The organism is Paenarthrobacter sp. PPS72, assembly GCF_048537125.1.
GTDB classification, from domain to species: Bacteria; Actinomycetota; Actinomycetes; order Actinomycetales; family Micrococcaceae; genus Arthrobacter; species Arthrobacter nitroguajacolicus_E.
Genome location: NZ_JBLYIE010000004.1, coordinates 68932 through 90455 on the forward strand (window position 1 = coordinate 68932; position 21524 = coordinate 90455).

Consider the following 21524-nt stretch of genomic DNA (forward strand, 5'->3'; position numbering starts at 1 on the left):
GGCGGCTGGTCACCCAAGTGACCCTGTCTCTTATACACATCTGACGCTGCCGACGAGGAGCGTGTAGTGTNNCCCCCCCACCCCCCCCCCCCCCCCCCCCCCCTCCCCCCCCCCCCCACCCCCCCCCCCGCCGTCGTGCTCTCCTGCTGAACCGTCAGGGTGTGGGCCTGATGGCCGTGTCCGTGCTGTAGGAGGTGATGGTGGAGGCGGCGCCGCTGTCGAGCACTTTCGAACGGGTGGTTGAGCCGTCGAGGACCACGTGCTGGGTGGCGACATTGCTCACCACATGGTTGGTGGCTATGACGTTGCCGTCACCTCCCGCGATCAGGATGATGGTGGGCTGGGCGCCCGCGGGGGCAACCTTCTCCGGTGCGACGTCGTACGCGAAAAGGTTGTTTGAAATGAGGTTGTTGTCTCCGAGGGCGTGGATGACTCCGTAGAGGTCATCCAGGCCGTTCGTGCGGTCGATAAATGGAGGGAAACCTTCAGCGCCCCGGCGGAAATGGTTGGACGTAATGAGGTTCTCTTTGCATCCATTCAGCAGACGCATCATGCCGGGGTAGAAGCCCTGGAACCTGTTGGACGACACACTGCAACGGTTACAGCCGATGAATTCGATGAGGCTTCGCCCCCGCGGGAAGAAGTTATTTCCACTGACCAGCAGACCCTCATGGTTTTCCGCCAAAAGCGTCACGCCCTCAGGCCCGGCACCCATCAGGTTGTCGCTGACGCTGGTTGCCTGCCCGGCACCGGTCAGTTCAACACAATTCCCGCATTCGGCAATCATGTTGTCGTGGACCCGGAGGGCGTCGGCGCCTCGAACTATCAGCGCGTGCTCAAGGTAGACGAAGCCCATTCCCGTGAAGTGGAGGGAATCATTGTCGGAGGCAACTTCAATGCCCGTCTTTCCGTTCTTGTAGCTGTTCCCGTCCGGGATGAAGCCAATGCCGTCGAGGCAGAAGTCCCTGAACACGATTCCGGACAGTCGCGGGCTCCCTTCACGACGCACCAGAAAGGCCTGGGGTGTTGACGGTGGCGTCAGGACCCGGATATGGCTTCCGCCCGGCTGAACATTGAGCCAGCCAGTGGTGTCCACGTTGTCCTTGATGCTGCGCGAGAAGAAACCATGGCCGAAGCCCGCGATGGTGAGGTAATCGACGTCCACCAGGACTTGGGTCCGAAGGTCGTAGTCGCCCGGCGGGATGATGACGACGGCTCCCGGCCTCGTATCCGGCGTCGATTGGCGTTTTTTGATGTCCGCGATGATGTCGTTGATGATGGCGCCGATATCTGACTGTGCGGTGATCGTGGGTTGACCTTTGATTCGCCAAGCGGTGACGTCGTAGGTGTTTGGCGAATTGAATGGGCTGGCTTTCACCTCGTCTGCGGCTTCTGCCTTCGGGGACATCCCCAAGCTCAGGGCAGCTGCCAGTGTGCCCACGGCTCCAGCGCCAACGAGCGTTCGGCGGCTTGTTGCGTTCATTTCAAGCTTCGTATCAGTTCCCATAGGGTCTCCTGCCAATCCTCGGTCTTGGTCCGCTCGCGTCCTCGGCAACACTGCCAAAATTGAAAAAACGTTTTGTCGCAAGCTGCGAGCAACACTAAGTGGCCGCCAAGAAGGCTGTCAACGACAAAATCCCCAAAGCAATTTTGGCAAGCCAGAGCCCGTCCCGCCCCACCAAGTGACCCTTGACACTTCCAAAGTTTGAGTCCTAAAGTGTTGCCAAGTCGTTTTGGCAAAACGATTCTTCACCCAAACAGTCTTGCCAACCCGTTCGAGAGAAAGTGAGTCGACAGCGATGTCCACTCGAAAAACCATCTCCAGGCTCGTCACCCTTGGCGGCGTCTGCACCGCCGTCGCACTCGCGGCTACCGGATGCGGCGCAGGGGGCCCGGCATCAACATCGGGTAGCGCCGCAGGTACCATCAACGTCCTGGTGGAAGCCGGCGGACGTGCCGAACTCACCGGCGTCGCCGAACAATGCAAGAAGGACACCGGCATCGACGTCAACTTCGTCGAGCTTCCCTACGACGGCATGTTCAACCGGCTCTCAAGTGAATTCTCCTCCGGCAATGTTTCCTTCGACGTTGCCGCCCTCGACTCCGTCTGGCTCCCGAGCTTCAAGGACGCGGTCCAACCCATCGACGAAATCTTCACCGATGAGGCGAAGAAGGACATTTTCCCGGCACTGGTCAAGGAAGCGAACGTGGATGGCCGCTTCATCGGTCTTCCGGCATGGACCAACGCCGAGATCATCCTCTACCGCAAAGACCTCTTTGAGGACGCCAAGAATAAGGCGGACTTCCAAGCAAAGTACGGCTACGAGCTCGCCGCACCCACCACGTGGAAGCAGTACCAGGACATCTCGGAGTTCTTCACCAAGGACGGCATGTACGGTACGGACGTGAAGGGCGCTGTCGAAACCGAGTGGCTGGCCCACGTCCTTCAGGCCGGCTCCCCCATGGTCCTCGACGGCGACAACGTGGTGATCGACAACGCAGCGCACAAGGAAGCACTCGACTTCTACGTAAGCTTGGCAAAGTCCGCTCCTCCAGGTGCCGCACAGGTGGACTGGGCTGCGGCGCAGAACCTGTTCAACCAAGGCAAGACCGCCATGACCCGCTTCTGGGCCCATGCTTACCGGCAGATCCCCAAGGACTCACCAGTAGCCGGCAAAGTGGGCACCGCAGCAATGATTGGCGGCAGCGCGGGCGTCGCAGGTGTCCCCGGACCTTGGTACCTCTCCGTGCCGAAGGCAACCAAGAACGCGGACACCGCAAAGAAGTTCATCAAGTGCGCCTACGACTACAACGCCATGGGCATCGAATCCAGCCTCGGCCTGGCCTCCCGCATCTCGGCGTTCGAGAAGTACCAGGACCAGCCCGGATACGAGAGCTTCAAGCCACTGATCGAAACCCTCAACGGCAAAGCCACAGCCACCCGGCCCGCAACGGCCAAGTGGCAGCAGATCGTAGACACCGTCCTGGTGCCGCTCCTGCAGAAGGCAGTGGCCGGAGGCGACTCCGCAACCCTCCTGGCAGAGGCCAAGAAGCAGATCCAGGACCTCCTCAAGTAAAGACTCCGCGGCCGGCACCCGGAACCATAAACCCCGTGCCGGCCGCGGCCCCAACCAACAGAAGAGAAAATCGTGCGCATCTCCGATCGCCGCTTCGCCCTATACCTCATGACCCCGGCGGCGCTGTTCCTCGCCGTATTCGTGGCTTACCCGCTGTTCCGCCTGGTCGCAGACAGCTTCTTCAAGATCTCGCCCGTCGCCGGCGGCCCGCGTGACTTCGTGGGATTCCAGAACTACATCACCGCTTTCGCCTCCGAAGCTTTCATGGGAGCAGGGTGGCGAACCCTCGCCTACACCTTGGTGGTGGTCACACTCGAGTTCGCCCTCGGCCTGGGAATGGCACTCCTTTTCACCACGCTCGGGCGCAGCTCACAGCTTTGGCGAACCGTCTTCCTGTACCCGCTGATGATCGCCCCGATCGTTGCCGGCTTGCTGTGGAAGTTCCTGATGATCGATAACTTCGGCCTCATAGGAAGCCTCCTGCACCAGGCGGGTATTCTCTCAAACCCAAACCAGATCGGGTGGTTGTCCGATCCCAGCATCGTGCTGTTCTCAGTGGCCATTCCGGACATCTGGCTCACTACTTCCTTCATGTGCCTCGTCCTGTTCGCCGGCCTGCAAAACATCCCCGGCGACCTCATCGAAGCCGCGCGCCTTGACGGTGCCAGGGCACCTGCCCTCCTGTTCCGCATCATCCTTCCGCTCCTCCGCCCTGTGATCGCAGTGGCCCTGGTTGTTCGCGGGATAGACGCCGCACGCGCTTTTGACACCATCCTGATCCAAACAAACGGCGGCCCCCAGTCCGCCTCCGAAACCATGAGCCTGCTGATCTACCGCACCATGATCCGCTTCGGCGATCCCGGCCTGGCCAGCGCCATGGGCACCATCTACCTGCTGGCGATGCTCGCCGTCGCATTCTTCGCGGTGGCCACCATCTGGCGGCCAGGAAAGGACAACTGATGAGCAACGCGAGCGTAGCCACCAAAGCCAGCCGGTCGCCGTCGAGCACTACTGAACCGCAGGAGTTGCGCAAGCGCCGCGGTGCCAACCGCGAAGGACTCGAAGCCGGCAAGCGGAGCACCCGCGCCATTCTGTGGATCCTGTTGGCCGTGGCCATGGTGCTGTACGGCTTCCCGTTCCTATACTTGCTGTTTACGTCCTTCAAGACGCCGATCGACACCATCGCAGTTCCGCCGACCATCCTCCCCACGGAATGGACGTTGGAGAACTACGCCAACGCATTGGGCCGGAGCGGAGTGCTGGCCTCGTTCATCAACAGCGTGCAGACAGCAATCATCAGCACCCTTTTGTCACTGGTCCTGGCCATCCCGGCCGCCTACGGCATCACGCGCTACAAGACTCCCAGCGGCCGCGTGTTCATCATGGCAGCACTGGTAACACGCATGGTTCCGCCGGTCGCCATCGGCATCCCCTTGGCCTCCATGATGTCCTCCGTAGGACTGGCGGACACGCCAATCGCTCTGTCCATCGCGCACACCACCATCTCGCTGCCTCTTTCCATTTGGCTGATGTCCAGCTTCTTCGAGGCTGTCCCCCGCGACCTGGAGGAAGCGGCAACGGTTGACGGCTGCAGCAGGCTTGGAGCACTCTGGCGGGTAGTCATACCGGTGGTCTCAGGAGGCATCGCCGTCACCGCGATCTTCGCCTTCCTGGCCTCATGGAACGAGTTCCTCTTTGCCCTCCTCATGACGGCAATCCGCTCACAGACAACCCCGGTGGTTATCGCGAACTTCCAGACCCAGTTCGGACTGGATTGGGGATCCATGACCGCACTCGCAGCCGTCTACTCCATCCCCGTCATCCTCTTGACCCTTCTCCTGCAGCGCAAGATCGTGGCTGGTATGACCCTGGGCGCGGTCAAGGGTTAGGGCTAAGGAAACTCCAAGCCAAGAAAGGACCCCATGTCCAACAGCAACTATTACGACGTCACTACGTGGCCGGTAGGCAACCCCTCAGAGGACGTCGGCGAAGTCATCAACAGCATCATCGCGGACATCAAGGACCGGCAGGCCGCTACGGATAAGAACGACGGCGGCAAGCCCGGTGCCGTCATCTACCTTCCGCCCGGGGACTATCGCCTCCGCACGCAGGTGGTCATCGATATCAGCTTCCTGAAAATCATGGGCTCTGGACACGGCTTTACGTCCTCGAGCATCCGGTACAACGTTTCCAAGGACGAATGGCCGGACCTCCACGAGTTGTGGCCAGGCGGGAGCCGCGTCATGGTGGACATCCCGCTCAATGCCGACGCACCCGGCGGCCAAGAGGACGAATCCAAGGGCGCCGCCTTCTACGTTGAAAGAAGCGGGAGCCCCCGCATCAGTTCAGTGGAGTTCTCCAACTTCTGCATCGACGGACTGCATTTCACCCCGGATGGTTCAGGCCTTCCCGCGGAAAACAGCTATGTCAACGGCAAGACCGGCATCTACGTAGCCAGCGCCAACGACTCCTTCCGTGTTAACGGGATGGGATTTGTCTACCTCGAGAATGCGCTCACGATTTACAAAGCGGACGCTCTCTCGGTCCACGACAACTTCATAGCCGAGTGCGGCAGCTGCGTAGAACTCCGTGGCTGGGGCCAGGCCTCGAAGGTCACGGACAACCTGATTGGGGCAGGTTTCAAGGGGCACTCCATCTACGCGGAGAACCACGGTGGTCTCCTGATCACGGCGAACAACGTTTTTCCCCGTGGTGCCAGCAGCATACACTTCGACGGCGTCACCCGTTCAAGCATCTCCAACAACCGCCTGCACTCCTTCTATCCGGGCATGGTGATCCTGGCAGAAAACAGTTCGGAAAACCTCGTAGCCACCAACCACTTCCTCCGCGACCACGAGCCCTGGACTCCCTTCTTCGGAATCGACAACGGACGTGATGATCTCTATGGACTCCTCTCCATCAACGGCAGCAACAACTCCGTGATCGGCAACCATTTCTCCGAGATCGTGGACGCGTCGGGCGTTCGTCCGTCAGGTGCGAGGCCAGTGATCATCCGTCTGACGGAGGGCGCAGGCAACTTCGTCTCCAATAACAACGTGGTGGCCCTGGATATCCGCTCTGAGTCGAGCGACTCTTGCTTCTCGGCCCAAGTGGATGCCTTGCTGACCACAGGCACTTCCGACGGCCTCGCTGTGACGGCAGTCCTGGTTGATTCCGCCTCGGTTCGAAACACGATCCTTGATTCCGGAAATGACGCCCAGGTGATCGCAGACAGGGGCGCCAACGCCGTGAGGGCTACGCCGACGATCGATTTCGAGGCCACCGGGACCGCACCAACAAGCCAGGCTGCGGGTATTCCTCGATAGCCTACTGAGACGGGTAAGCCGAACGTAGGATCAGCAACAAACATCAACACCATGAGGACGTGGGATAGCAATGACCAAAAGATCTGTCGGTATCAAAGACGTGGCTGCAGCGGCCGGTGTCTCTGTCACCACCGTCTCCCACGTCCTCAATGAGGTTGCCTACGCCCGTGTAGGTACCGAGACGAGGGAAAGGGTCCATGAAGCGGCACAGCGGCTCGGTTATGGACCGAATCGTCTCGCCCAGGCCCTGCGGACCCAACGTTCGGGCATGATCGGGTTCATCAGCGAGGAAATTGCGACCACTCCGCATGCGGGCAGGATCATCCTCGGGGCAGAGGAAACAGCGCGGGCACGCGGGTACAACATCATGATCATCAACTCCACCAGCACCGGCTCCCAGGACTCACGTGAAAGCGACGTCGCCGACCTGCTGGACCGGCAGGTGGATGGCATCCTCTACGCAACCATGTACCACCGGAAGCTGTCGGTTCCCAGGAATCTGGCGGGCGTTCCGGCAGTCCTGGTGGACTCCGAGGACATCAACCACTCTGTTTCCTCAGTTATCCCCGATGAAGCCGGCGGAGCACGGCTCGCAGTGCAGACCCTGATCGACGCCGGTCACACGCGCATCGGCATGATCAACAACACCGACGACGTACCGGCAACGCACTCCCGGCTCAAAGCATTCAAGGACACACTGGCCGATGCCGGGCTCAGGTTTCATGAGGAGCTGGTCCACTCGGAACTTTCCGAGGTGCCGGGCGGCTACCAAGCTGCCCTACGGGTTTTGGAGTCCCCTGACCCACCCACGGCCCTCTTCTGCTACAACGACCGCATGGCCATGGGTGCTTACAGGGCGGCCGGGAAACTTGGGCTGCGGATACCGGAGGATCTCTCCATCGTGGGATTCGATAACCAGCAGCTCATTGCCGAAAACCTCTTTCCCTCGCTGACCACGGTGGCCCTCCCGCACTACGAAATGGGTGCCTGGGCAACACAGAACCTCATTGACGCCATCGAGGGAAAAACGGACCTGCAACTCTTCACGGCCCACCCCACCGTTCTTCCCTGCCCGCTGGTCCTCCGCGATTCCGTCGCTTCCCCACGCTCAGGGGCACGGGACAGTAGCGACGAACTGACCGCAAGTACCAACACCTGACTTCATCAGCGTCCGGCCCCGGACGCCCGACCATAAAGGACCATCAATGCACAGCCGCCCTGCCCCCTCCTGCCCTGAAACGGATGTCCTGGTAGTCGGTGAGGCCCTCATCGACATCATTGACACCGCAGCGGGAGCCGTGGAGTTCCCGGGTGGTTCAGGGCTCAACGTTGCGTTCGGGCTCGGCCGGCTGGGTATCAGCACCGCTTTCCTCACCGCACTGGGTAACGATCATCGCAGCGCGCGAATCCAACAACACGTGGCGGGCGCCGGGGTCTCGGTGGTCCCCGGAGCCGTTAACTTGCCGAGGACGTCAACAGCCACGGCGTGCCTGGACAGCAACGGCTCGGCTGAATACGACTTCGACATCCATTGGGAGCTCCCGCCGCTCAGTCCCCCGGTCCTCGCCAAAGTGCTGCATACTGGCTCGCTGGCTACCTTCTTGGAGCCCGGGGCCAAGCAGGTGCGCATATTGCTGGAGTCCTTTTCCGGGTTGATAACCTACGATCCCAACATTCGTCCCACGCTCCTCCCTGACCATGCTGCGGCTCTCCGGACGTTCGAAGAAACAGCGGCGTTGGCTACTGTGGTGAAACTCAGTTCAGAGGATGCCCGGTGGCTGTACCCCCGGTGGTCCCCCGCCGCCGTCGGGAACCATCTACTCGGCCTGGGGCCTGAACTGGCGGTCATGACGGATGGCGTCTCCGGTTCTTATCTGTGGTCGAACACGGCGGACGTCCACGTGCCGGCGCGCGCTGTGGTGGTCAAAGATACGGTCGGCGCAGGAGATTCCTACATGTCCGCCCTGATCGCAGGACTGATCGAGGACCCTCAGGGCGATTTCGACGCCGCCAGGCTCACCCGACTGGGCACAGCCGCCTCCGGTGCTGCGGCCGTCACCGTGGGCCGGCACGGAGCGAACCCGCCCACACGAGCCGAACTGACCGAATCACTGGAGCTGATGCTCACTTTCCGAAAGAACTCCAATGACTGACACAACCACTCACACTGCCGCTCCAGCCGAATTCACGGTCCGGCCGGTACTTCACTACACGGCCAACAGCACATGGCTGAACGACCCCAATGGACTCTTGTTTTACCAGGGCATTTATCACCTCTTCTACCAGAACAACCCGTTCGACAACGTCTGGGGCAACATGTCCTGGGGCCACGCCACTTCGGAGGATCTTCTTCACTGGACCGAGCATCCTGTGGCCATCTCCTGCGATGAGCAAGAGGACGTGTTTTCGGGCAGCATTGTGGTCGATGATGGCAATACGACTGGCTTCGGCACTGCGGAGAACCCCGCCCTGGTTGCCATTTACACCAGCGCTTTCAAGGAAGGCTCGGGACTCAAGGGGACCCAAGCCCAATCTCTCGCCTTCTCCACGGACGCGGGCATGACGTGGCAAAAGTACGCGGGTAATCCTGTTCTTAGCCGGGGATCGGCCCATTTCCGCGACCCCAAGGTATTCCGTTACCAGGGCCCGGAGGGTTCCTTCTGGGTGTTGGTGGCAGTGGAAGCCCAGCACCAACAGGTTGTTTTGTACCGATCGGCGGACCTCAAGGAATGGCAATACTTGAGCACGTTCGGCCCTGCCAATGCCACGGGCGGCGAGTGGGAATGTCCCGATCTCTTCCCCCTCCCCGTGGACGGGAACCCGGACCACGTGAAATGGGTCCTGGTGGTCAACATCAACCCCGGTGCCGTGGCCGGCGGATCGGGAGGGCAGTACTTCGTGGGCCACTTCAACGGCGTGCAGTTCATTGCGGACAGCGATTCGCTGGTTGAGGATGGGAATGCCAATCTCAGCAAGTGCCTGTGGCTCGATTGGGGCCGTGATTACTACGCAGCCGTCTCCTTCAGCAATGTTCCGGACAACCGCCGCATCATGATCGGCTGGATGAATAACTGGGACTACGCCAATTCGCTGCCAACGTCCCCGTGGCGATCCAGCATGTCGCTGGCCCGCGAGGTTGAGCTGGCAACCATCCACGGCCTTCCCCGCGTGGTACAGCGTCCGGTTCTGCCGGCTGGCCTGCCGCATACGGTCACCATCGAGGACCGGGAGATCCACGATTCCACAGTGGCCCTGCCGGATGCAGATCCCGCTTCAGTGCAGTTGATTGACGCCCGGATTCTTCCCGGCACCGCCCGAACAATCACCCTGAAGCTTCTCGCCGCACCCGCCGGGGATGTCGCCACAATTCTCAGCTTCGACACCGCGACGAACCAGCTCACCCTGGACCGCCGCAACTCCGGCGAGGTCGCTTTCCACAAAAAGTTTGCGTCAGCAGAGGCTGCACCTGTGCTCCTCGAAGACGGCTTGCTCAAGCTCCGGGTGGTGGTGGACAACGGCTCGGTGGAAGTCTTCGCACAAGGCGGCAAGGTTGTCTTGACCGATCTGGTGTTCCCCGCGCCCGGAAACCTGTGTACCGAACTCAGGGTGGAAGGTGGGACAGCAACAGTGCGGAAACTTACCGCCTCGGCCGTATCCTGACCACGTGACTGAAATCATCCGCACCGCAACAGCGTACGACGCCGGGAAGCTGGCTGAGCTTGCCGCCATCACCTTCCCGCTGGCGTGCCCACCGGGTTCCTCGCCGGCTGACATCCAGGCTCACCTCGAACGGACCTTGAGCGAGGCCAAATTTGAGGAGTACCTCGCCGATCCGAACATCGCCATCCTGGTACTCGACGACGACGGGCAGCTCAACGGGTACACCATGCTGATTGCCAGGCCGGCCAGCGACCCGGACGTCGCCTCCGTGCTGTCAGCGCTCCCCTCCACCGAGTTGAGCAAGTGCTACGTCCACCCTGACCACCACGGCAAGGGTGCCGCATCGCAACTCATCAAGGAGTCGTTGGCCCATGCCGCGGACAAGGGCGCAGCCGGGGTGTGGCTCGGCGTGAACAGCGAGAACGCGAAGGCCATCCGTTTCTACGAGAAGAGTGGCTTCCAAAAAGTGGGCACCAAATCTTTCAAGCTCGGCGACACCGTGGAACACGACTTCGTCATGGAGCACGAACTCCAGGAAGCTAGCCGAACATCTCCCCCGTCAGCGGCGGCCGGGGATCGGACCGCAGCTCAAGGCCGGCAGGAACCCCTGTCACGCTCCCGGACGAACCCGAGGCTTCGATGGTGATCCGTGAGCGCCCCAGGAGCACGTTGTCTGCACGGAACGAGCCATAAGCGTCCGGCAGGATCGGCGCCAGGTGCAGCACGTTCCGAGTGAAATCGGGATCGAACCGCAGCAGGATCCGGGCCAGTTGCACGGGCGCCGCAGCCGCCCACGCTTGCGGGGAACAGGCGGTCGGATAAGGTACCGGCTTCGAAAAGTCGCCCCGGTCAAAGCCGCAAAAAAGCTCGGGAAGCTGACCCCCAAAGTGTTCGGCGGCGTCGAACAGTCCGCTCGCAACCCTGCTGGCCTCCTTCACGAAGCCGTACCGCATGAGTCCCGTCGCGGCGAGCGCGGTGTCGTGCGGCCACACGGAACCGTTGTGATAGCTGACGGGGTTGTACGCACCCATGTCCGAGCCCAAAGTCCGGATGCCCCATCCGGTGAACATTTCCGGGGACATCAGCCGCTCCGCCACCATGGGCGCCTTATCCTCATCCACGATGCCCACCCACAGGCAGTGCCCCATGTTGGACGTGCACGAATCCACGGGCTTCTTGTCCTTGTCCAGTGCCAGCGCGAAATAGCCCTGGTCCGGGAGCCAGAACGCCTCGTTGAAGGCGGCTTTAAGCGCTTCGGCACGGTCCGCGCAACGGCGTTCGACGGCGGTGTCCCCTGCCGCGCGTGCCAGCAGGGATCGTCCCACGTAGGCCGCGTACGCGTAGGCCTGCACCTCGCACAGTGCTATGGGCGTCTCAGCCATGCGGCCATCGGCAAAGTTGATCCCGTCCCAGGAGTCTTTCCAGCCCTGGTTGACGAGTCCGTGCTCGTTGGGCCGCTGGTATTCGAGGAAGCCGTCGCCGTCGCGGTCCCCGTACTGCTCCATCCATTCGATGGCGCGGTCAGCGTGCGGAAGGAGCGACTCGATGATGTCCGAACCCAGGCCCCATCGGCTGAGCTCGCCAAGCGTCGATACGAAGAGTGGCGTCGCATCTGCGGTTCCGTAGTAGGCGGTTCCGCCCAGCGAGAGTCCGGCTGTGACGCCGAGCCTGACCTCGTGGGGGATGCGGCCGGGTTCTTCCTCGGAATCCACGTCCACTTTGCTGCCTTGGAGCGCTGCCAGGGTTTGCAGGGTTCCGGCGGCCAATCGCGGATCCACCATGAGCGACATGTAGGAGGACAGGAGCGAATCGCGTCCGAACAGTGCCATGAACCAGGGCGCTCCGGCGGCCACCGCCACACGATCCGGATGCTCGGGGTCAAAGATGCGCAGCGAGCCCAAATCACGTTGGCTCCGCTCCAGGACTTCCTCCACGTTGTGGTCCGTCACGGCAATCCGTGGAACGTGCTCTTCCCAGGCAACGTGGCGGCGAACGCCCGGGGTGTGGTGCAGCGGCGTGGTTTCGGTGAAGGGATCGTTGGGACCCTTTCCGTTGACCAAGGGGAGGGCGATGATGCTGGTGGACCACTTGCTGCGTGCGGGGATAGTGATGTGGAACCGCAAACCGTCCTCGGCAACCTTGGCGCCGGAGGCCCGGAAGGCGACTCCCCTGCGCTGGCCGCTGGAGTGCAGGGACTCGATGTGCAGTTCTTTCTTGTGCGCCTTCTTGGTGGGTGCTCCGGCTTTGCTGGTGCGGCCTCCTTTGACGTCGAAGAGGTCGGCCAGGTCGGCGTCGATCAGCAGTTCAATCTCGCAGGGCTCGTCCTGGCCGGAGTAGTTCCTGATGGTGATATCGTCCCGCAGGCCGGCGCCCACGTGGCGTTGATGCTGAACTACCAAGGGACTATCGAATCTGCCGTCCGCGGAGCACGCCCGGCCCACATACTCAGCTTGGAAGGCTGTGGGATTCCGGGCCACCAGCGGTTCCCTGAGTGCGCCGTTGATCCTCAGGATCCAGCGCGACGCAATCCGCGTGTCCTGGTAGTAGGTACCTTGGGAGCCCCCGCCGTGGATGTCACCGGAGTGCGAGGAGATACAAAAGGATGAACCTTCGACGACGGTTACGGCACCCAGCTCGGACGCCCCGGCTTCGGTGTCTTCGTTCCAAGCGGTCATGTCTGATTCTCTTGCAACAGGCCCCCGCCGGGAAGGGGTTTTGCCTGGAATTGTTCGATCACCTTGGCATAGAGGGCCACGTGATCGGCTGCCATCCGTTGAGCGCTGAAGGACTCCTCCACGGAGCGTCTGCAGGCTTCGCGGTTCAGGTCCGGGACGAGGGCAAAGTAGTCGGCCAACTCTCCGGCTGACCCCACGAATCCGGTAATCCCGTGCCGGACGATTTCAGGAGCGGCACCCATGGGAGTCGCCAGCACCGGAGTTCCTGTGGAAAGTGCTTCGATCATCACCAGTCCGAAGGGTTCATGCCACTGGATCGGATTGAGCAGCGCCATCGCATCGCCCATCAGCTCGTACTTCTCGGGGTCCGAGAACTCTCCCAGGAACTCTTCGTTGGATCCCAGTGCCGGCTGCACCACCTCATGGAAGTACTCTTGCTCGTCCTTGGCGTGCATCTTTGCCGCCAGCCGCAGGGGCACTCCTGCTTCCCTTGCGATGTCCACGGCTTCCATGAGCCCCTTGTCCGGACACATGCGGCCCACAAAGCACGCGTATCCCCCGGTACCGCTGCCGACGCTCACCGCCGAGAGGTCGATCCCGTGGTGGATGACTGCGGAGATCTCCAGGTCCTGCACCCGGCTGCACTGATCGTGGGAGATGGCGATGATGGCGGTGTCCTGCGCCATGTCCCGGTAGAGCGGGGTGTAGATGGGCGACAAAGGACCGTGGATGGTGGTCACCACGGGAATGCCTGGTGGTCTGCGCGCATAGAGCGGGCCAGCCAAGGTGTGGTCGTGGATGATGTCCACGTCCTGAAGCCCTGCATAGGCCTTGATGACATGCCCCAGCTCACTGAAACTCTGCCCAAGGTCCTCCGGAATTGCCGGGCCAAAACCTGGGATTTGAGGCACGGGGCAAGTGCTGTCCGCTGCCGTTGCCAGCAGGACTTCGTGGCCGGCGTCGGATAAGGCCCGCGCCAACGCATCCACTACACGCTCTGTTCCGCCGTACTTTTCCGGCGGTACGGTAAACCAAGGTCCAACAATGAGTCCGATTCGCACGAGGTCTTCTCCGTGTAAACCCCCCTTGTTTTGAGGCTGACTGCACAACCCTCTCTAAACATATTCTTGGCAGCCCACCGCAGCAACACCTTTCCGGTGGGTGAGGAAACTAACAGCACCCTCCCGGAATGTGAAGCCACGTCAGGGCGTTGCAGCCAACATGAAGATTGAGATCTGGTCAGACGTCGCGTGCCCGTGGTGCTACATCGGCAAGCGCCGTTTTGAGACTGCCCTTGCACAGTTCCCGCACCGCGATTCGGTAGACATCGAGTGGAAGAGCTACCAGCTGGATCCTTCTGTACCCGAGCACTATGACGGCACGGAACTGGACTACCTGAGCAAGCGCAAGGGCATGGCCCCGGAGCAGGTCAAGCAGATGTTCGCCCACGTCACGCAGACCGCCAAGGAAGAAGGCCTGGACTACCGGTTTGACCAGGTAGTGGTGGCCAACAGTTTCACGGCCCACCGCCTCATCCACCTTGCCGCCTCACACGGACGACAGGACGCAGCCAAGGAGCGCCTCCTCAGTGACCACTTCGAGCACGGCAAGGACATCGGCAACCAGGAGTACCTCACGGAACTCGGCGCCGCGCTGGAGCTGCCTGCCGATGAAGTCGCTGAGCTTTTCACCTCGGACAAGCACACGGATGCAGTCAACCTGGACATCAACGAGGCCCGCGCAATCGGCGTCACCGGCGTCCCGTTCTTCGTGATTGACCGCAAGTACGGTATCTCCGGCGCCCAGCCCGCAGAACTTTTCAGCGAAGCCCTGAACCAGGCTTGGCAGGAAGCCAACCCGCTGATTCCTGTTGGTGCTTCCGACGCCGAGTCCTGCGGACCGGACGGCTGCGCAATCTAAGCAGCCCCGCCGTCGTGCGCTAGCCCTTCACCACGTCAAGCTCGACGACGGCCCACGACAGGGCGGGCAGCGTCAGGCGGAGTTCCGAACCAGTCGCCTTGACACCTTCCAGAGCCGTCAGGCCAACACGGCCCGGCTGATCCTGGGAGTTGATGGTGAAGCGGTCGCCGTCCTCGGGGATTTCAAGGACCTCGGCGCGTAGCACCTGCCGGGCGTCGAAACCGCGCAGGGCTACCTCCACGTCGGCGGCTTCTTCGAGCCCGCGGTTCGCAAAGAACAACGCCAGCCGGCCCGTTTCCTCGTTCCACGTGGCGCTGACGTCCACCAGGTCGGTGTCGCCGAAACGGCTGTTCGAGTACTTGTCCGAGTCCACGGAGAGCCGCAGGATCTGGCCCTTGGCAAGCTCAGCCATCCGCGCGAACGGGTGGAAGATGGTCTGCTTCCAGGCCGGTCCGTTCTCTTCCGAGAAGATCGGTGCAATCACGTTGACCAGTTGCGCCTGGTTGGCGATTTTCACGCGATCACCGTGGCGGAGCAGCGAGTTGAGCAGCGTCCCCACCACCACGGCATCGGTCACGTTGTACTTGTCCTCGATCACCCGTGGGTGCTCACGCCACCCGGCCTTGGCCACGTTGTGCGGTTGGTCTTCGGTGTCCAGCCCACGCTGGTACCAAACGTTCCACTCGTCGAAGGAGAGGTTGATGTGCTTCTTGTGCTTGCCCTTGGCGCGCACGGCGTCCGCGGTGGCCACTACTGACTCGATGAAGTAGTCAGTGTCGACGGCGGAAGCCAGGAAGCTGCCCACGTCTCCTTCGTGTTCCTGGTAGTAGGCGTGGAGGGAAACGTAGTCCACTTCGTCGTAGGTGTGGGTGAGGACCGTCTGTTCCCAGGCACCGAACGTAGGCATCGAAGAACTGGAACTTCCGCAGGCCACCAACTCAAGCGAGGGGTCCACGAACCTCATGGCTTTGGCGGCTTCCTGCGCCAACCGGCCGTACTCGTCGGCGGTCTTGTGGCCGATCTGCCACGGCCCGTCCAGCTCGTTGCCCAGGCACCAGAGCTTGATGTCGAACGGGTCCTTGTGGCCGTTCTTGGCCCGGAGATCGGACAGGTACGTTCCGCCGGGGTGGTTGGCGTACTCCACGATTTCGCGGGCAGCGTCCACTCCCCTGGTGCCCAGGTTGATGGCTTCCATGATTTCGGTGCCGGCCTGCTTGGACCAGTCCACGAACTCGTGCAGGCCAAAGGCGTTGGTCTCCACGGTGTGCCAGGCACCGTCGAGGCGGCGGGGCCGTTCGCTGACGGGGCCGATCCCGTCTTCCCAGTTGTATCCGGAGACGAAGTTGCCGCCGGGATACCGAATCACGGTGGCGCCCAGTTCCTTGACCAGCTTCATGACGTCCTGCCGGAAACCGTTCTCGTCAGCTTCCGGGTGCCCGGGCTCGTAGATGCCGGTGTAGACACAGCGGCCCATGTGCTCCACGAAGGAGCCGAACAGGCGGCGGGGTACCTCGCCAATGGTGAAGTCGCGGTCGAGGGTGATGCGTGCGCGGGACATGTATCTCCTTGGTTGTGATCTAAATCTGTTGCTTCTGAAACTGTGGATAAGCGAAAGGCGCCGGTTAGGTCCCAGCGAGCCCCGTCGTCGCAACGCCCTTGATGATTTGGCGCTGGAAGAAGAGGAAGACGACGATCAGCGGCAGCGCAGCGAGCAGGGCCGAGGCCATGTTCTGCGCGTACTGGATGCCGTAGGCGCTCTTGATGGTTTGCAGGCCAACCGGGAGGGTCAGCAGGTTGCCGTCGTTGGTGGCAATGAAGGGCCACAGGAAGTTGTTCCACGCGCCGATGAACACGAAAATCGCGACGGCGGCCAGGATGGGCCGGGACAACGGCAGGATGATTTGCGTGAAGATCCGCAAGCGGCTGGCGCCGTCCATCACGGCTGCTTCTTCGAGCTCGCGCGGGATCTGGTCGAAGAATTTCTTCAGCACGAACACCATGGCCGGGTGGATAACCTGCGGCAGGATGATGGCCCACGAGGTATCGATCAGTTGCAGCGCCAGCATTTGATAGAAGAGCGGAATGATCAGCACGGGCGGCGGGATGATGATGGAGGCGATGATCACGGTCATCAGCACCTTCTTGCCTTTGAAATCGATCCTCGAGAGCGCATAGGCAACCAAGGCCGAGATCACCAAGGTGATGGCCGTGATGGCCGCCGAGGTGTAGAGCGAGTTCCAGGTCCACAGGGGGATGTTGCCGTCCTGGAACACCTTGACGAACGCTTCAGGAGTGAAGCCCGACGGCGGCAGCCAGGTCACGTCCGGAGCTGCCGCATCTGTTTCGGTCTTGAAAGCGGTGGCCGTGGCCCAGGCGAACGGGATCAGCCACAGCACGGCGATGAAGCCCGCGACGACGATGGCCGCGATCCTGCCCACGGTCAACTTCTTGCGCGGTTGTCGGATCCTGGGGCTATTGCCCGTGGTGGTGCTGGCTGCGGGACGGGTCAGGGTAGGGGTTGCCATGGTTATGCACTCCTGCGGCGGGTGATGACGAACTGCATGATCGAGATGACCACGATCAGTCCGAAGAAGATGTAGGAGATGGCTGCCGAGTATCCCAGCCGGTATCCGGTGAACCCGGTTTCGAAGATGTACTGCACCACGGGCCGCGTGGATCCGCCGGGCCCGCCGGCGGTCATCTGGTACACCTGATCGAAGATCTTCAGCGAAGCCAGGATCTGGAGCAGCACGATCATCACGGTGGTGGGTGTCAGCTGGGGCAGGGTAATGGAGAAGAATTGACGCCACGCTCCGGCGCCGTCCAGGGATGCTGCCTCATGGTGCTGGGCCGGGATGTTCTGCATCGCGGCCAGGTAGAGCAGGAAGTTGAAGCCCACTGTCCACCAAAGCGTGGCGATGACAATGGCCCACATGGCCACGTTGAGGTCATTCAGCCAGGCAACGCGTGGGAGCCCGATGCCTGTCAGGAATTCGTTGATGAGGCCAAGCTGCGGGTTGTACATCCAGGTGAAGAACAGTGAAACCACTGTGGAGGCCAGCAGGTAGGGCGCAAAATAGGAGAGCCGCCACAGCCACTGGGCCGGAAGACCGATGTTGAGCAATGCGGCCATCACCAGTGCAACCAAAACCAACGGGACGGTGCTGATCACGGTGAAGTAGAGGGTGTTGCCCAGTGAGCGCCACATATCGGCGTCGGCCAGGGCTTCGGCGTAGTTCGCGAAGCCAATCAGGCTGTCGTTGGCGCCGGTAAGGGACTTGCCGGTGAGGCTCATGTAGAAGCCGTACAGAATGGGCCATACGAGGAAAACGAGGAAGAAAACAAGGAACGGCGCGGCAAATCCCCAGCCGCTGAGGTTGCTTCGGGTGCGGCTCCCGGGTTTGCGCAGACTCTCCGGCCTCGGCCGGGACAGCGTAGAGGTACTCATTCAAGAACTCCTTTGGTCGCTCGGTGGGTGGGCCGGGTCAGACGGGGTTGGGACGGGAGAGGAGGGTGTTGGTGCGTTGCTCAAAGGCAGCCCATCCTGCGGCTGCTTTGTCCCTTCCAAGGAGGACGTTCTGCACCGTTTCAGCGAAGTAGGTTTGCCAGTCCGACCCCGAGCCGCTGAACCAGGACTCGGGATCGTAGGCAATGATGTCGGCCGCGTTGGCGTAGTGAATCTGGGGCGTGAGCTCCCGGTAGGCCGGTGATTGGACCACGGGCTGGTACCCGGGGATGTGTCCGGCTTCCGCCCAGGAGAGGGATCCTTTGAGGACATCGGTGACGAACTTGTAGACGTCCCTGCGCTTGTCCTCGTTCAGCTTGAGCTGCCGAGGCAGAACGAAGGAGTGCGAGTCGGCGTAGGCGGCGGGTGTCCCGTACAGAGTGGGGATGGTGGCGGCGTCAACGGGGATGCCTGCCTTCTTCATGGTGGGCAGTTCCCACACGCCGCTGAACAACATGCCGGAGCCTCCACGGGCAAACTCCGCGATGCCTGTGCTGATATCCCCCGCCTGGGCTGCGATGGTGTCATCAAAGAGCGAAGCCATGAATTCCAGCGACTCAATAGCCGCGTCCCGATCCACCTTCATGGGCTGTCCCGGCGTCAGTTCCATGTCAACGCCATGCTGCTTGTAGAGGGTGTAGAACAGGCGCCACATTTGTGAACCACTGCCGAGGTAGCCGAAGGACAGGCCGTGGGCCTTGGTGACCTTCTGCATTTCCAAAGCCATGGCTTTGAACTCGTCCGGCGAGGTGACTTCCTGAAGCTGGCCGTTTGCGCCCAGTACCCCGGCTTTCCCTGCAATGTCCGTGTTGTAGAACATCACGAACGGGTGCGAGTCCAGGGCGATGGAGAAGACCTTGCCGTTGTGCTGGCTCTTCTCCCAGATCCTGGGGGCGAAATCGGAAGCCGTGACGCCGTTTTCGGCGAGCAGATCCAGGTCCCACGGTTCGATGAGTCCACCCGGCGCATATCCGGGAACCCTGCTGGCGTGCATGATGGCCACCTCAGGAGGGCGGCCACCCGCGGAGGCCATGGCTAGTTTCGTGTAGTACGGCGGACCCCAGGCAAGCACTGTGGGGTGCACCTTGAATCCGGGGTTGGCCTGGTTGGCTGCGGTGATCATGGCCTGCATCTTGATGCCGTCGCCGCCGGACAGGAGATGCCAGAACCCGATGTCCTGCACTGCAGCGGCTTGGGCCGCACCTCCGCAGCCTGTAAGGCCGGTGGCCAGGAGGCCTCCACCAAGAAGGGCTGATCCTGTCATTAACTGTCTCCGGGACAACTGTTTCCCGGTCAAAGATTCAAACTGCTTCACCCGTCACTCCTTTGGATGGGTCCGCTGAAAGGTCACTGCTTCACTGCGATTGCTGCACTGCGATTGCTGCACTGCGTTGTTGCACTGCCACTGCGCAAAATCCGGCTCCGGCGCGTCCCCGCACTCGGGTAAAGGTTGGCCCGGGGGTGACGCAGGTCTCACATTACATCGATGTAAAGAGGAGGGCAAGAGAAAATTGTTAGCGCGCACAATTTAGTGGGAGGTTCTCATTTCAGACGCGGCTGCTGGCGCGTTCCACGATGCTGTAGCCCACTTCAACCAAGCGCTGTTCATGGGACCTGTCAGACATGCGTTCAGTCAGCAGGCGCAGCGCCTGAGCGGCAATGACGTGCTTGTCGAAGGAAACAGTGGTCAGCGAAGGTACCGCAAAGCGCCCGTCAATCACATCGTCAAAACCGGCTACCGCGATGTCATCCGGAACGCGCACACCCCTCTTCCACAAGGTATTCAAGGCCCCAAGAGCCATGGAGTCAGTGAAGCAGAACAGGGCGTCGGGCAGGGGATTGGACTCCAGATACTCGGCCAGTGCTTCGGCGGCGGAAGCAGGCGTCCAGCTGTCACAGGAAATCATCAGCGACTCATCCTTGGCGATTCCCAGCGTTTGGAGGGCGGCCTCATAGCCACCCGCCCGCTGGATGGCCGTGGCGGACTGCCTTCCGCGTTTGACCCCCAGCACTGCAATCCGGCGTCGTCCGGGCCTGGCCAAAGCAAGGGTCATGTCACGGGCAGCAGCGAAGCTGTCCACAAAGACGCGGTCGGCCAGATGCTGTGTGACTTCACCCAGCAGAACCACCGGAGGCAGTGCGACACCCACCTGGACGGCACTCTCGGTGAGCACTACGGGGTTGAGGATCAGTCCGTCGATGAGGTTCGCGCGCGCACGCGTCATCAACTCATGCTCACGGTGCGGGTCAGAGCCCGTTTCCTCGATCTGCACACTGAAGCCTTGCGCGTGGGCCACTTCCACAATGCTCTGGGCGAGCTCCGCCGAGAACGGGGTAGCCAGATCCGGCAGCGCCAGCCCAATGACACCCGAGCGCCCGTTCCGCAGTCCGCGTGCAGAAAGATTGGGGACATAATCCAGCTCGGCCATGGCTTGCTCAACCCTGAGCCGGGTTGGACCGCTGACCGGAACGATCCCGTTCATCACGTTCGAGACCGTTTTTGGCGAGACCCCCGCACGGCGCGCTACGTCCTTGACCGTTGCGCGCAAGGCGCCCCCTCAATGCTTGTTATGCCTTTGCTGACGATGTTACCGCCCGCCTCGGCGGACTCCGCGCCGGGCACACGTTTGCTGACAGATCGCTGTAAAGTGTCTATATGCCAAGGATCACGGCCGCCACTAACGCTGCCCAACGCGCCGAGACCCAACGTCGGATTCTGACCGCCTTCGGAGAGCTCCTCTTTACCCATGGCCTCCCCGGGCTCACCATGACGGATGTCGCCCGGCACGCCGGCGTGGGCCGCACTGCGGTCTACAACTATTACGCGGACATGGAGCAGCTGCTCATCGCCTACGCCTTGGACGAGACGGAGCGTTTCATCGTGGACCTCCGTGATTCGCTGGCTGCGCTGGAGAACCCCGTGGACAGGCTTGCCCTCTACGTCCGCGCCCAGGTGGACGACCTCAGCCGCCGCCATTTGCCTCCGGGACCAGCCATGGCCGCGGTCCTCTCTCCCGGGTCCTTCGCCAAGCTCGCCGACCACGTGGGCGACCTCAACGTCCTGCTTCAGGACATCCTCCAGGATGGGGTCGAGCAAGGCTACCTTCCGGACATCCACGTCGCCCAGTTGGCGCGGCTCATTCACGGAACGCTCTCCGCCAGCGCCGCACGACGCAACCGAACGCCCGACGGCGACACTCCCCCGCCGCCCCCGGCCTCCGACGTCGAAGCACACACAGCGCAGACAGTGCGGTTCATCCAATTAGGCGCAGGAGCCCGCTTCGACGACGCCGGCAAGCCCATCAAACTGGACACTCCCGCTCACGACGCGCTTGCCAGCTAGATACGCCTCCGGGAAGTC

General features: G+C 61.8%; 17 protein-coding genes and 1 pseudogene. 10 read left to right on the forward strand and 8 right to left on the reverse strand.

The genetic code is table 11. From position 1 onward, the window contains the following. Positions 1–154 precede the first annotated feature (154 nt). A complete protein-coding gene (locus tag ACLRGI_RS01690; protein WP_419199995.1) occupies positions 155–1507 on the reverse strand; it encodes a NosD domain-containing protein in 1353 nt (450 codons plus the stop codon). Between the two features lie 292 nt (positions 1508–1799). Between ACLRGI_RS01690 and ACLRGI_RS01695 the strand changes: the two genes are divergently transcribed. From ACLRGI_RS01695 to ACLRGI_RS01730, 8 genes and pseudogenes are all read left to right on the forward strand, one after another. Then, positions 1800–3077 carry an ABC transporter substrate-binding protein gene (locus tag ACLRGI_RS01695; RefSeq protein ID WP_419199996.1) on the forward strand — a complete coding sequence of 426 codons (1278 nt, stop codon included), beginning with the start codon at positions 1800–1802 and terminating at the stop codon, positions 3075–3077. A gap of 72 nt (positions 3078–3149) precedes the next feature. Further along, entirely contained in the window at positions 3150–4037 is an 888-nt protein-coding gene (locus ACLRGI_RS01700; RefSeq protein WP_419199997.1) for a carbohydrate ABC transporter permease, read from the forward strand. After that, positions 4037–4966: a carbohydrate ABC transporter permease gene (locus ACLRGI_RS01705; protein WP_419199998.1), complete on the forward strand. Its 930-nt coding sequence runs from the start codon at positions 4037–4039 to the stop codon at positions 4964–4966. The genes ACLRGI_RS01700 and ACLRGI_RS01705 overlap by 1 nt, the downstream gene beginning before the upstream one ends. A 33-nt stretch (positions 4967–4999) precedes the next feature. Then, positions 5000–6403, forward strand: a complete 1404-nt coding sequence (locus tag ACLRGI_RS01710; RefSeq protein ID WP_419199999.1) for a NosD domain-containing protein — start codon at positions 5000–5002, stop codon at positions 6401–6403. Positions 6404–6473: 70 nt separating this feature from the next. After that, positions 6474–7562, forward strand: coding sequence for a LacI family DNA-binding transcriptional regulator (locus ACLRGI_RS01715; RefSeq protein WP_419200000.1), 1089 nt, complete (start codon positions 6474–6476; stop codon positions 7560–7562). A gap of 46 nt (positions 7563–7608) precedes the next feature. Next, complete coding sequence (locus ACLRGI_RS01720; RefSeq protein WP_419200001.1) at positions 7609–8556, forward strand: carbohydrate kinase family protein; 948 nt, start codon at positions 7609–7611, stop codon at positions 8554–8556. After that, positions 8549–10063, forward strand: a complete 1515-nt coding sequence (locus tag ACLRGI_RS01725; protein WP_419200002.1) for a glycoside hydrolase family 32 protein — start codon at positions 8549–8551, stop codon at positions 10061–10063. Before ACLRGI_RS01720 ends, ACLRGI_RS01725 begins: the two co-directional genes overlap by 8 nt. A gap of 4 nt (positions 10064–10067) precedes the next feature. Beyond that, a pseudogene (locus ACLRGI_RS01730) lies at positions 10068–10595 on the forward strand (GNAT family N-acetyltransferase); the annotation flags it as partial. Between the two features lie 7 nt (positions 10596–10602). On the opposite strand, the gene ACLRGI_RS01735 reads toward ACLRGI_RS01730, so the two are convergent. Both ACLRGI_RS01735 and ACLRGI_RS01740 read right to left on the reverse strand, forming a co-directional pair. Continuing rightward, a complete protein-coding gene (locus ACLRGI_RS01735; protein ID WP_419200003.1) occupies positions 10603–12738 on the reverse strand; it encodes an amylo-alpha-1,6-glucosidase in 2136 nt (711 codons plus the stop codon). Continuing rightward, complete coding sequence (locus ACLRGI_RS01740; RefSeq protein WP_419200004.1) at positions 12735–13799, reverse strand: glycosyltransferase family 4 protein; 1065 nt, start codon at positions 13797–13799, stop codon at positions 12735–12737. The genes ACLRGI_RS01735 and ACLRGI_RS01740 overlap by 4 nt, the downstream gene beginning before the upstream one ends. 160 nt (positions 13800–13959) lie before the next feature. On the opposite strand from ACLRGI_RS01740, the gene ACLRGI_RS01745 reads away from it, so the two are divergent. Continuing rightward, complete coding sequence (locus ACLRGI_RS01745) at positions 13960–14658, forward strand: DsbA family oxidoreductase (protein WP_419200005.1); 699 nt, start codon at positions 13960–13962, stop codon at positions 14656–14658. 19 nt (positions 14659–14677) lie between these two features. Here ACLRGI_RS01745 and arfA read toward each other — a convergent pair whose 3' ends face one another. From arfA to ACLRGI_RS01770, 5 genes are all read right to left on the reverse strand, one after another. Next, complete coding sequence (gene arfA, locus ACLRGI_RS01750; RefSeq protein WP_419200006.1) at positions 14678–16216, reverse strand: arabinosylfuranosidase ArfA; 1539 nt, start codon at positions 16214–16216, stop codon at positions 14678–14680. Positions 16217–16280: 64 nt separating this feature from the next. Further along, complete coding sequence (locus ACLRGI_RS01755; RefSeq protein WP_419200007.1) at positions 16281–17183, reverse strand: carbohydrate ABC transporter permease; 903 nt, start codon at positions 17181–17183, stop codon at positions 16281–16283. Between the two features lie 2 nt (positions 17184–17185). Then, on the reverse strand, positions 17186–18106 hold the full coding sequence (locus tag ACLRGI_RS01760) for a carbohydrate ABC transporter permease (RefSeq protein WP_419200008.1): 921 nt from the start codon (positions 18104–18106) through the stop codon (positions 17186–17188). Positions 18107–18143: 37 nt separating this feature from the next. After that, positions 18144–19478 (reverse strand): extracellular solute-binding protein, encoded by a 1335-nt coding sequence (locus tag ACLRGI_RS01765; RefSeq protein ID WP_419200009.1) that lies wholly within the window; start codon positions 19476–19478, stop codon positions 18144–18146. Positions 19479–19710: 232 nt separating this feature from the next. Then, positions 19711–20712 carry a LacI family DNA-binding transcriptional regulator gene (locus ACLRGI_RS01770; protein ID WP_419200010.1) on the reverse strand — a complete coding sequence of 334 codons (1002 nt, stop codon included), beginning with the start codon at positions 20710–20712 and terminating at the stop codon, positions 19711–19713. 107 nt (positions 20713–20819) lie between these two features. Here ACLRGI_RS01770 and ACLRGI_RS01775 point away from each other — a divergent pair, with 107 nt between their 5' ends. Further along, complete coding sequence (locus ACLRGI_RS01775; RefSeq protein WP_419200011.1) at positions 20820–21506, forward strand: TetR/AcrR family transcriptional regulator; 687 nt, start codon at positions 20820–20822, stop codon at positions 21504–21506. The last annotated feature ends 18 nt before the right edge of the window (positions 21507–21524 follow it).